Source organism: Psychrobacter nivimaris (assembly GCF_043419765.1).
In the GTDB taxonomy this organism is placed as follows: domain Bacteria; phylum Pseudomonadota; class Gammaproteobacteria; order Pseudomonadales; family Moraxellaceae; genus Psychrobacter.
On the sequence record NZ_JBHOFX010000001.1, the window covers coordinates 689,515 to 702,163 of the forward strand.

At 43.2% G+C, this 12,649-nt stretch carries 10 protein-coding genes; 2 read left to right on the forward strand and 8 right to left on the reverse strand.

Going from position 1 to position 12,649, the window contains the following annotated elements; translation table 11 throughout:
• Window positions 1–280 precede the first annotated feature (280 nt).
• On the reverse strand, window positions 281–2,392 hold the full coding sequence (gene uvrB / locus ACHEVO_RS02510; RefSeq protein WP_101206411.1) for an excinuclease ABC subunit UvrB: 2,112 nt from the start codon (window positions 2,390–2,392) through the stop codon (window positions 281–283).
• A 482-nt stretch (window positions 2,393–2,874) separates the two neighbouring features.
• On the opposite strand from uvrB, the gene dps reads away from it, so the two are divergent.
• On the forward strand, window positions 2,875–3,357 hold the full coding sequence (gene dps / locus ACHEVO_RS02515) for a DNA starvation/stationary phase protection protein Dps (protein ID WP_394123779.1): 483 nt from the start codon (window positions 2,875–2,877) through the stop codon (window positions 3,355–3,357).
• 155 nt (window positions 3,358–3,512) lie between these two features.
• On the opposite strand, the gene ACHEVO_RS02520 is transcribed toward dps, so the two are convergent.
• From ACHEVO_RS02520 to ACHEVO_RS02535, 4 genes are all read right to left on the reverse strand, one after another.
• Complete coding sequence (locus tag ACHEVO_RS02520; RefSeq protein WP_394123780.1) at window positions 3,513–4,601, reverse strand: cation diffusion facilitator family transporter; 1,089 nt, start codon at window positions 4,599–4,601, stop codon at window positions 3,513–3,515.
• 186 nt (window positions 4,602–4,787) lie between these two features.
• Complete coding sequence (locus ACHEVO_RS02525; protein WP_394123781.1) at window positions 4,788–5,342, reverse strand: acyl-CoA thioesterase; 555 nt, start codon at window positions 5,340–5,342, stop codon at window positions 4,788–4,790.
• 151 nt (window positions 5,343–5,493) lie between these two features.
• Window positions 5,494–5,904: a DUF2177 family protein gene (locus tag ACHEVO_RS02530; protein ID WP_394123782.1), complete on the reverse strand. Its 411-nt coding sequence runs from the start codon at window positions 5,902–5,904 to the stop codon at window positions 5,494–5,496.
• Window positions 5,905–5,943: 39 nt separating this feature from the next.
• Window positions 5,944–6,849, reverse strand: coding sequence for a LysR family transcriptional regulator (locus ACHEVO_RS02535; protein WP_394123783.1), 906 nt, complete (start codon window positions 6,847–6,849; stop codon window positions 5,944–5,946).
• 105 nt (window positions 6,850–6,954) lie between these two features.
• Here ACHEVO_RS02535 and ACHEVO_RS02540 point away from each other — a divergent pair, with 105 nt between their 5' ends.
• Window positions 6,955–8,127, forward strand: coding sequence for an MFS transporter (locus ACHEVO_RS02540; protein WP_394123784.1), 1,173 nt, complete (start codon window positions 6,955–6,957; stop codon window positions 8,125–8,127).
• A 116-nt stretch (window positions 8,128–8,243) separates the two neighbouring features.
• Here the strand turns inward: ACHEVO_RS02540 and ACHEVO_RS02545 are convergent, their stop codons facing one another.
• From ACHEVO_RS02545 to ACHEVO_RS02555, 3 genes are all read right to left on the reverse strand, one after another.
• The gene (locus tag ACHEVO_RS02545) at window positions 8,244–9,695 is read right to left on the reverse strand and encodes a class I SAM-dependent methyltransferase (RefSeq protein WP_394123785.1); all 1,452 of its coding nucleotides are present in this window, start codon (window positions 9,693–9,695) and stop codon (window positions 8,244–8,246) included.
• A gap of 134 nt (window positions 9,696–9,829) precedes the next feature.
• On the reverse strand, window positions 9,830–10,828 hold the full coding sequence (locus ACHEVO_RS02550; protein ID WP_394123786.1) for a DUF1365 domain-containing protein: 999 nt from the start codon (window positions 10,826–10,828) through the stop codon (window positions 9,830–9,832).
• An 84-nt stretch (window positions 10,829–10,912) separates the two neighbouring features.
• Window positions 10,913–12,649 (reverse strand): NAD(P)/FAD-dependent oxidoreductase, encoded by a 1,737-nt coding sequence (locus tag ACHEVO_RS02555; RefSeq protein WP_394123787.1) that lies wholly within the window; start codon window positions 12,647–12,649, stop codon window positions 10,913–10,915.

Consider the following 12,649-nt stretch of genomic DNA (forward strand, 5'->3'; position numbering starts at 1 on the left):
CAAAAATTTAGTCTGTGTTGATAATGTGAGCTATAAAAACAGTAAGCCTAGCCTACCAAGAACATTACACGTACTCGGCTTATTAGCTTGTGCCTTAAATTTTTGAAATATTATATGGATGGTGAGGTTTATGCGGATATGGTAAGTGGCAATGCGTTGTATTACAAGTATTCTGCACATTCCGATATTGAATAAACCACAAAAAAGTGAGGTACTCAAAAAGCACCTCACCTTCGCTATTGTTTAGCCTCTTTTTAGCCTTAATGTTTAACCCAAGCTATCAGATTAAATGTGCTTTTAACTCTAGTACTTTATCACGCGTTTTTGCTGCTTCTTCAAACTTCAAATCACGCGACATTTGCTGCATTTGCTTCTCTAATCGTTTGATTTCTTTAGCAAGCAAATCAGGACTACGCAAAATATTGATATCCACATCTGGCAGGTTACTCTTAACTGGGATAGCTTGATTGTCATTGGCATCCAAGCTTTCACCCGTATCAATCTTGTCCGTGATACTACGACGAGCACCTTTTGGCGTAATGTTATGCTCAAGGTTAAAGGCAATCTGCTTATCACGGCGACGATCCGTCTCATCTATTGCCTTTTGCATACTTGGCGTAATGCGATCGGCATAGAGAATGGCTTTACCATTCAAGTGACGGGCGGCACGACCAATCGTCTGAATAAGCGAACGCTCTGAACGTAAGAAGCCCTCTTTATCAGCATCGAATATCGCTACCAGTGATACCTCAGGCATATCCAAGCCTTCACGTAACAGGTTAATACCGACCAGCACATCATGCACGCCAGTACGGAGCTCATGGATAATCTGCATACGCTCGACAGTATCGATGTCCGAATGTAGATAGGCGACTTTTACATCGTACTCTTTAAGGTAACTGGTCAAATCTTCCGACATACGCTTGGTCAATGTGGTAATCAGTACACGCTCGTCCTTTTCACGGCGTTTGGTAATCTCTGATAGCACATCATCGACTTGCGTCAAGACAGGACGTATCTCAATTTCAGGATCAATCAGACCAGTAGGACGTACGACCTGCTCTACGACTTGCTCGCTATGCTCAAGCTCATATAGCGCTGGCGTAGCACTGACATAAATGGTTTTGGGCTTGATACGCTCCCACTCTTCAAATTTCATCGGGCGGTTGTTCATCGCGCTTGGTAGACGGAAACCATAATTAACCAAGTTTTCTTTGCGTGATCTATCGCCTTTATACATCGCGCCAATCTGCGAAACCGTCACGTGCGACTCATCAAGGAACAACAAGGCATCTTCTGGAATATAATCAAACAACGTCGGCGGCGCTTCCCCTGATGGACGACCAGAGAGATGCTGTGAGTAGTTTTCGATACCGTTACAGTAACCAAGCTGCTGAATCATCTCCAAGTCATACTGTGTACGCTCTTTGAGACGCTGTGCTTCAATCAACTTGTTGTTGTCACGGAAGTACTCTAAACGCGGCTCTAACTCAGCACGAATCGTATGACTGGCAGCTTCTAGCTTATTGCGCGGCGTCACATAGTGCGACTTTGGATAAATGGTAATACGTGGCACACTGCGCACCGTCTTACCCGTCAAGGGATCAAACCACGTAATCTTCTCAACTTCGTTATCAAATAAATGCACACGTACGGCCAGCTGCTCAGACTCAGCAGGATAGATATCTAATAGCTCTCCACGCAAGCGATACGTACCACGACCAAAATCTAGCTCGTTACGCGTGTACTGCATCTCAACCAAACGCTTAATGGTTGCCGTACGGTCAATGTTATCGCCCACAACGACATGCAGTAGCATTTTCAGATAGCTCTCTGGATCACCCAAACCATAAATGCATGATACAGAAGCGACGATAATCGCATCACGTCGCTCTAACAAGGCACGCGTGGCGGACAGGCGCATCTGATCAATATGATCGTTAATAGCGCTGTCTTTTTCGATAAAGGTATCACTCGCTGCGACATACGCTTCTGGCTGATAATAATCATAATAGCTGACAAAATATTCGACCGCATTATTGGGGAAGAACGATTTAAACTCACCATATAGCTGAGCCGCTAGCGTTTTATTATGTGCCATGATAATGGTTGGGCGCTGAGTTTCAGCGATGACCTTTGCCATGGTATAGGTCTTACCAGAACCAGTCACACCCAATAGCAACTGCTCGTCCATGTCCGAATTGATGCCGTTAACTAGCTTTTTGATGGCTTGCGGCTGGTCGCCCGCTGGCTCAAAGTCAGTAACCATCTCAAAGGCACGACTTGATATTTGCGTCCCTGACGCATTAACACCACTAATTTCAGCTTCGCCTTGGAGCTGAGTGGCCAATTGATTTAACTGACGCGATGAGCGCGGTTCAGGCATTCGCATAATGGCTTTCTTCTTCTTAAGGTTTATAACAATATGGGGTCTGAGCAGCGGTTTTTAAAGGAGAATAAGGAGTCTTATCCTATAGCCGAAACGCTCTCTCGCTGCCCAAAATATAAGTATATAAAGGTAAGGTTTATTAAAAGTTAAGGTTTAATATTAGCGGATAAAACTTACATCGTTATAAAAAACGAACACAGTATTCGATAAATTTACAAAGCTTTTCACGGTTAACAGACTCGTTACACGACCACCTAACAAAGCCTAACACTCAAGGGTTCCAACACTGAATTAAGCTGCTATTATCGTTCTTGAATTAACAAGTTGATGACTTCTAAGTATTAGTAGTCAGTACTAATGAATGGATAGCTTTATAGCAATTAGTATCATTAGCTTTAACTTGATTGTCATCGAATAGAAAACCAATAAAAATACATTGAACTTTCATTCAATATAATAATTTTAAATAAATGACGGAGTAAAATATGAGAGAACGTTACGCAAGTGGTATTTCAGACGAAACTGCGAAAAAAATGATTGATTTGCTAAACGCTAACCTAGCAAACGTTATTGATTTGACCTTAGATGGCAAACAGTGTCATTGGAATCTACAAGGCACTGGTTTTATCGGTGTGCATCAATTGTTAGATGAGACATCAGATCGTATCCTTGAAGTATCAGATACTATCGCAGAGCGCATTGTAATCCTAGGTGGGCAACCAAACGGTTTGGCAAGTCGCGTAGTCAAAGAGTCTATCCTAGATGATTACCCAACCGACATCACTGAAGTAGATCAGCATGTTCGTGAGCTAACTAGCCGTTATAAGAAAGTTGCAGAGACATTGCGCGAAGCGATTGCTACTGCTGGCGACGCAGGTGATGAAGACACCGCTGACTTATTTACAGAAGCTAGCCGTATCATCGATAAAGATGCATGGTTCATCGGCGCAAACGCTCCAAAGAACTAATAGCATTTAATTTGACTAGTTATTAAGTACTAGAGTTATAAAAAAGCCGTCATAGTTGACGGCTTTTTTGTGTCTGGGTTTTTGAATTTAGAAAGTGTACTTAAAAGCACTCGATAAGACCCACATATTACACATTCAATTCATCAAACCCCAGATTAAATACTCTCTAAACTTAGCAGCTCAGCATTAGGTTCGGACAGTGTCAAGATAGCCTCTTGAAAGACTGGGTTACCTCTGAATAGATTTTCAATCTCTTCAAATTTTTGAGCGATATGCTCTTCTTTTTGATTGCCTGCTATATCTACTGCTGCCACCATAAATATCTTCTTTGGGCCGACCCACTCTAGGTGCAGATAGGACACACTGTCGATATCTGGATGATTTAGCAGCTCGCTCAAAACATATTCGTGCATACGGTCAGTGACTCTATGCCCAACCAAAAAATCTCGGTTACGACTGATCAAAAATATGGCGACGACGCCCAATAATAGACCAACAATGATAGACCCTAACGCATCCCAATATGGTTCGCCCGTATAAGCGTGCATACCCATAGCAGCAGCGGCAATCACCAAACCAATAACCGCTGCTAAATCTTCAAAGAATACACCGCGCAACGTTGGGTTAGACGTATCTACGACATAGCCAAGTGCACTGATATCGAGCGCTTCACCATGTTTTTTACTTTGTCTGTATGCCTGAACCAATGAGATCCCTTCGAGCACAAACGCCACTGCCAATACGATAAAGCCAATCGTATAATTAGTCTCAGATTCAGTAGCGTTCCATTCTTTGATACCCGTATAGATAGAGACAATCGAACCTGCCGTAAACACACCAAAAGCAGCAATCATCGACCAAACATAAGACTCTTTGCCGTAGCCTAACGGATGGCTTTTATCAGCAGGTTTGATGGACTTTTTTTCTGCGACGATGAGCAAAGTACCATTGCCAGCATCTGCCCATGAGTGAGCTGCTTCTGCAATCATGGAAGCTGAGCCCGTCATAAAAGCGGCAACTGTTTTTGCGATAGCGATAACCAGATTGGCCCCAACCGCAATCAACACCGTGATCAGTGAGCCTGAATGCTCATCATTGGTTTCAGGGCTTTGATTAAGGGTATGTTTTAATTCAGGGTCACTTGGAATTTTAGGATTACCTGCCCCACGCGCACGAGGTGTTTGCGCCTTAGGAGTGACTGGTAAATGGCGCTGCGGATTAGCAATAGATGGCTTTAGACTCATGCTAGACTCACTGAAATAACGTATTGATAGTAGAATTTTTACCGTAGATAAATGCTTGAAACATATATTAGCTTAAAATAAGCGCTCTACAATATCAGTGTCTTTTTAGTGAGTCGTTGTATGAATTATTAATTCAATAAAACTAGATAACTTTATACAATTTTAGATGGCTTTGAATAACTTGGGCTATTTTTCGTCATCTGCTTCGCGTTCGCCAAACTGCTTGTTAATCTCTTCGAAGTCGCAACTAGGACGATGTGAGCTTTCCATACGCAGTTTCTTTCGCTCTTTTGCTGCATCAGCTCGACACTGCTGCATCTTGTTTTTGATATCGAGTGGCGGTGCGGAGGTTGGTTTACCGTTGTCATCGATAGCCACCATCGTAAAGTAACAGCTATTGGTATGACGAACAGTACGACCACGTACATCTTCTGCTTCGACGCGGATACCTACTTCCATTGAGGTATTACCAACATAATTGACACTGGCTGCAAAAGTAACCAACTCGCCCACATATATCGGCTCACGGAACATTACTTGATCGACAGACAATGTCACCACATAGTTACCACTATAGCGACTGGCACAAGCATAAGCGACCTGATCAAGCATCTTGAGCAAATCCCCACCATGCACATTGCCAATGAAATTCGCCATATCAGGCGTCATAAGTACTGACATGTATAGCTCATGGTTTAATGGGGCTTTTTTGGCAGTGGAGCTGGTATTGTATTGCGGCATAATATTCCTTAATGGTTTGACACTTATTTATTATGCCTACCATTTATACAGCAGGTCGCCGTATAGCACAAACAGACCTCTGTCATTAGACAGTCTAAATTGTGTAAATTGGCACTATTTAAACAGCGTTATATAGGCCAAGATATAAGCGCTAGCTCAACCAGTGAAAGCGATACGCAAGCCACGCCACTATGGCGCTAACCGAACCGGTCAAAATACCACCCCATACAAAGTCAACCAACGCCGTATCTAACGTAAAGCCCTTATACAGTGCCAAATTGGTAAAGTCGTATGTTCCATAAGCCATCAAGCCAATCAGTCCGCCGAGTAAGAAGATATGACCAATGGATGCGCCAGCTTTGATTTGCGGATATAAAACCAAAATACAAAGCGCCAATATATAAAACATATAAAACACGCCAGCGGCCATCATGTTTGGCTCATCAGCCAATAGATGCCCGATACGCGACTCATAAAAGGCGCCTTTCATGGTCGTCAGCCAGACAGCATCGACACCCAAAAAGATAACAACAGCAGCGAGATAAATGAAAACGTAACCCATGATATTACCTCTTATAAAATGAATAAAAACGGATAAGATTTATAATGTTAGTCTTGGTTGGATAAAGTCTAAAAATGCCAAAATACGCGAAGATACGGCACTGTTTTTGTAATATACCGCCTGTATGGCTTCACGGTTGTTTGGTCTGACTATCGCCTCAGGCAATACTTCAACCAATCTGCCAGATTCTAAATCTTCACCAATCATAAAATGTGACAGTAAAGCAATGCCCTGATGATTCAAACATAGCTGACGCAAGGTCTCGCCGCTACTACCAGTCATATGAAAATTCAGTTTAACTGGTGTTCTTAACGGCCAACTGTTTAGTTTTGACGCATCGTTAAAGCCAATTAACTTATGAGTGCTTAAATCATCAACGTTCAAATCATTAATACTAGCTACTTCATTATGCTGATATAAATATTCAGGACTGGCTACTAGCCGCAGCTTACTTTTACCCAATAGACGCGCATGCAAGTTTGAGTCTTTTAAATCGCCAATTCTGATAGCCAAATCCGTCTTGTGCTCAAGCAAATCAATAATATTGTCATGCGAGGTAAGGTCGAGAGTGATATGTGGATACTGCGCCACAAAATCACCAACCAAAGGTGTCAGTTGATGAAAGACAAACGGGCTCGCGGCGTCAATCCGTAAATGCCCACTCGGCGCTTGTTTTAACAGCTTAATCGCCTCTTCACCGGTATATAACGTATTTAAACTCTCACGCGCATATCTTATAAAGACATGCCCCTCCTCCGTCAGCTCCAAGCGCCGTGTCGTTCTATTTAGCAGCGTGCACTGCAGCGTATCTTCGAGTCTGGACACAGCACGAGATACCTTAGCTACTTGCTGATTCAGTAGGTTGGCAGCGCCAGTAAAGCTGCCCGTGTCTACTACTGTCAAAAATATCTCTATGTCTTCTGTTTTAGCATGTCCCATCATCATGATTACCTTTACAAAATTGACAAAGGTATTTTGTCATTTGTGCTGTTTTTTGCAAACTATAAATCGGTCAAACTACGCGCATCATTTAATTATTAGGATGTCGTTATGCCACTCGCTTTATGGGCGCTTACTCTAAGCGCATTTGCAATTGGGACAACCGAATTTGTCATCGTTGGATTGGTACCAACTATTGCCGCCGATCTGGGCGTGAGCTTACCTTCAGCAGGGTTGCTCGTTAGTCTATATGCCGTCGGTGTCGCTATCGGTGCCCCTATACTTACCGCACTCACTGGCCGCTGGAACCGCAAAATCGTACTGATGAGCCTAATGGGTCTGTTTGTCATCGGCAACTTGCTGGCTTGGCAAGCACCCAGCTATGAAACCTTAATAATTGCCCGTATCCTGACCGGTCTGGCGCATGGTGTGTTTTTCTCTATTGGTTCCATGATTGCTACTAGCCTTGTCAGTAAAGAAAAAGAAGCCAGCGCGATTGCCATTATGTTTACAGGACTTACCGTGGCGCTCGTCACTGGCGTACCCCTTGGTACATGGATTGGACAGCATTTTGGCTGGCGCGCTACGTTTCTAGTCGTGTCAGTACTAGGTTTAATCGCTTTAATCGGTAGCGCAATATTAGTACCGAAAAACCTAAAAAAATCTATCCCTGCAACCTTCAAAGAGCAACTACAAGTCATTGTAAAACCACAATTACTGCTGGTTTATCTAATGACTATCCTCGGCTATGGCGGTACGTTTACGGCATTTACCTACCTAGCCCCTATCTTAGAACAGCAGACCAAATTTGCACCTTCAGCCATTGGTCTTATTATGCTCGTATATGGCGTGTCCGTTGCGATCGGTAACATCTGGGGCGGAAAACTTGCAGATAAACGTGGCCCTATTAGTGCGCTTAGCATTATATTTAGCGCCTTAAGTGTCATTCTTTTATTGTTCACCTTTACTATGCAATCCAAGATTGCTGCTGTGCTGACTATTTTGGTATGGGGTGCTTTCGCCTTTGGTAATGTACCGGGTCTACAGATCTACGTGGTCAAGCAAGCTGAAAAATATACGCCAAATGCCGTCGATGTCGCCTCTGGATTGAACATTGCTGCATTCAATATCGGTATTGCACTGGGCTCAATCATCGGTGGTAGCGTGGTTGAAAATATGTCATTGCAAGACACAGCTTGGATCGGCGCTGTTATCTCTTTAATGGCATTAGCGGTCACACGCTATTCAGGTCTGCGTGATAAGCGTGCCCTGCAAGCATCGTAGAACCTTTCGATGTAAAAATTTTCAATGTACAACCTCTCAACATATGGGTCTCAAACTGTTTAGACAGTATGAGACCTTATGAATGTCATGAACAAAACATATTTATATCATCAGACCTATACTGACGCGGTGTCTGCCCTATCTTCTTCACTAAATGTCTCATCATTCAAAACCGTTTCATGATTTAAGACAGCAGATGGCAGATCAGAAAAATGCAGCGTATCAATATTATTAGGCTTCACCGCAGTAACTTGCACCACACCGATCGTGCGCTCCAAAAACCCACCTTCGCAATAGCAAAAGTAAAACTCCCATAGGCGGATAAAGGCATCGTCATAACCAAGTGCTTGAATCTCTGCACGCTGCGCCATAAACGCAGCACGCCAGTCACGCAGCGTGTACGCATAATCAAAGCCATAATCATGCAATTGCTTGACGACCATATCGGTCTGCTCAGTGAATTGGGTCGTCAGTTCTTGGTTTGAGAGCAGACAACCACCTGGGAAGATGTGCGTTTGGATAAAATCGACTGAATCGATATAGTCTTGATAATTTTGATCATTAAAAGTGATGGCCTGCAATACCATAAGACCTGTCGGCTTGAGTAAGCTATTACACTTGGCAAAGAAAGTCGGTAAGTATTCATGGCCCACCGCTTCAATCATCTCGATGCTGACTAGCTTGTCATATTGACCTGTCAGCTCGCGGTAATCTTGCTTGAGCAGTGTGATTTTGTCAGACAGACCTGCCGCCTCGACTCGTCGCTTCGCTTCATCATACTGGGCATCAGAGATAGTCGTGGTGGTCACATGGCAGCCGTAATGCTTGGCTGCAAAAATAGCAAAACCGCCCCATCCTGTACCGATTTCAATCACATTATCATCAGCACTAAGCTGTAAACGTTGACATATAAGCGACAGTTTGTGCTGCTGAGCATCACTGAGCGTCACGTCAGGCGTAGGATAAACTGCTGATGAGTACATCATCGTATCGTCCAAAAACCGCTCATACATGTCATTGCCCAAATCATAATGCGCTAGGATATTCGATTTGGATCCAGATTTGTCATTGCTACGTAGCTGATGCTTCGCTTTTTCAAAGGCTTTACTAATACCAGCAAAACGATTCTCTAGTTTGTTGAGCACTGCTACGTTACGAGCTGCCAAGCGAATCAAACCTGTTAGATCATCCGTATCCCACTCACCATCGATATAACTGTCTGCTAGCGCGATAGAGCCACCAAGTAATAGCTGACGATAGACAGCAGGGTCATGTATCTGTAGCGTCACATGTAGCGAATGGCGACCAACCGCCGAGCTACTAGCGTCATTAGTAGCTACTTTACCAAAGCTACTTGTCTTAGGTTCCTGCTCGCCAAATGTTTCAATCAAAGTAAGACTGCCAAACTGGATATGCTGCAGTGCACGAAATATAAGCTTTCTAGCTAAGTGATTAACACTATTGCTGACTGGCTGTAGTACAGCACTTTCATTAACTATTTTGCTCACACGAGCAGTGAGTTTTTCTAGTTTTGTGACTGGTGCTCGATCGGTCGGTCGTGCTGGCATCGTGTATTTATCCTTGTTTAAATGCTTTATTTTTTAGTGGTTCATTTTCAGTCATACACTGACAAGATTTTTAATGTTTAAAAATTGCTAGAACTATAAGACATTTTTTACGCTCGATACTGCTGGCTGCTTTTCTACTGTCTACTTTTCTGTTGACTGTCGGCCAATTTTTCATCGTAGTTGATATACGGCACCTTTTTAATCGCATATAGCTTAAACGCATGCCAATAAATACGGGTTAAGGAGGTCATATTCATCAAGGGGTTTTTTCGCAAGCTATGACGAACAGCCTCTTCTGTCATTGGCACCCCTGATATCTTTATGCCAGTTTTTAATACTTCACCGCGCTCATCGCTGATGTTGATAGCGATACGCACTTGTAAGCCAGTATTAGATAGCTCATCCGTTTTAGTACCTTTTACTGTGACCTGCCAGCGGTACAGCTGATCGATAGGGTTAAAAGGTGATACGTGAAAATCCTTGTCATGACAGAACTCAGTATCCTCTCCTTCTAACAAAAACCCATAGTAATGGCGCTTGTCCCATGGCGTATTAGACACTTCAGCCAACAGATGAGTGGGCGTTTGCTGCGCATCAAACCCCAAGTAAAAATTAACTGGGCTAAAGTACATGCCAGCATTACGGCAAACAAGTAATCCCAACATATCGCCTTCAGGCGCGCTTCCTGCATGTTTTTCAAATGCTTGAATTAGGCGTTTTTCTAGTGCTTGAATAGACTGTATATGGTTATCAAGACTTTTATCATTCCTTAGGCTATTGGTATTCTGTAGATAGTCATCAGGACAGAATTGTTGTAGCGCCTTTTTCTTTAGTGAAAATAGAGGCAGACCTTTTGCTAGTAGCTTTTTCGGTAATACTTTACGTAATGGTAATTTCCCTGAAACTTTACTCTCATCAAATACTGCCGTGCTAATTTCAGGAAGTTCTTGCCCTGCCGCCAGTGCACTGATATTGACGCCCCAATAACGGTAAGGGTAAACGAATTTATTCACACTAGGTAGCAGCCGACTGTGCCATGTCGTACCCTCAAACAGCTGATGTGGCAATGCAGTGGTATCACAAGAAGACTCATGACTTGGCATAGCGTTGTTATCTTGGGCGGACATGGTCATAAATAGTCTCTTGTGTAACGGCGTACTTTTTATATAGCGAATCTTTCAAAATACTTAGAATACATAACGGCATTAGTCGTCATATTATTTGGCTTTACGGCGACCGAATAAGCCAGGCTTCTTATATTGGCTCGTATTATCAGTTGAACTCTGCAAACGATCAGCATACTCAACCAGTTCCTGATTGGTCGTCGCTATGGTGACTTCACGCTTATTCAGCTTACGTAATTTGGTATCCGCTTTTATAGGCAAGTCTTTATAACGAAACGGCGTATACGCGCTATCAGCGTCAGGTAAATGAGCTGGATCAATCTCGTCTTTTATATCAATATCAAGACCAAGCGCCTGACAGACACGTAATCCACTTCGCACGCCGTCCTCATGAAAGCCATTAAACCAATAAGCCCCGCAGAAATGCGTGTGCGAACCGTTACCCGAGATACTCGACCATTTAGTTTGCGCATCAATCATCGCAAGATCGAATACTGGATGACTGTAATCAATGCTCTTAATTATCTGCTTATCATCGACGCTTTTGTTGTCTACAGCTGGATTTAATGTGACCAAATAATTGTGTTTTTTGGTCAGGCGTTGCAGGATATTCATGTGATAAGTCAGCACTGGCTTTGCAGGTATCTGTGCGTTTCCAACCGCTTGCTCATCCTTAGCATTGCCTGAAACTGTTTCATCTATTAAGTAATTCCAGCTTGCCCATGCCAATGATCTCTTAGGTAAAACACTGGTATCGGTGTGCAGTACAGCCGTGTTTTTAGTAAAGCGGAAATGACCTAATACTTCAGATTCATCGGTGCTCGCATCCTTTAGAATCTTTAGCGCAGTATCTGCATGACAAGCAAAGATCACATCATCGAATACAAGATTTTCGCTACGGTTGTCAGCGTTACCTTTATCCTGCACTGTCAAAGCATTCTTCACCGTCAAAATCACTTGCTCACCATCACGAACTACAGACTGTACTGGGCTATTGACTCGTATCTTGCCACCCGCTTTGATAAAGCGTGGAATCAGTTTATTGACGTACTGCTTTGAGCCGCCTTTTATCGTAAACCACTGCGGACGATTGACCACGTCGAGCAAACCGTGGTTGTCAAAGAATTGTGCAAAAAACACTAGTGGAAATTCTTGTACTTCATCTAGGCTGGTTGACCAAATGGCCGAGACCATTGGCAGTAGGTAGTTATCGGTAAATAGCTGACCATATTTCTTTTGCGTCAAATAACCACCGAGCGTTTGTTCTGCAAAGCTACTGACATCTTGTCCTTGGGCGCGCGCGCTATCATAATCGTGGCGCAGCTGTTTGATATGCTTATTAAACTGCAAAACATCTTTGATAAATTGCCAAAATTTTGGATTAAGTACATTTTTACGCTGTGATAATAAAGTGTTGAGCGTATGACCGTTGTATTCAAAATGACGTGCAGTATTCTTGACAGAAAAGCTCATGTCCGTTGCCTGAAAAGGCACCTGCAGCTCATGAAGCAAGCGAAAAAAGTTCGGGTATGTGCGCTCGTTAAAAACAATAAACCCTGTATCTATCGCACTACTCTCTACATTGCTACTCTTTGTTTTTTTACCGTCTTGTAGCGCCACATCAATCGTATTTACATGCCCGCCGATATAATCATTGGCTTCAAATACCGTCACATCATGTTGCGCGCCTAAGTAATGCGCACAAGTCAGCCCTGACACACCTGAGCCGATGATAGCAATACGTTTTTGGGTAGTCTGATGGTCAGAATCTGTTGTAGCATTAATAGCAATCTTTTGGTTACTTGCACGCTTGAAACGAGTAAACGGCAT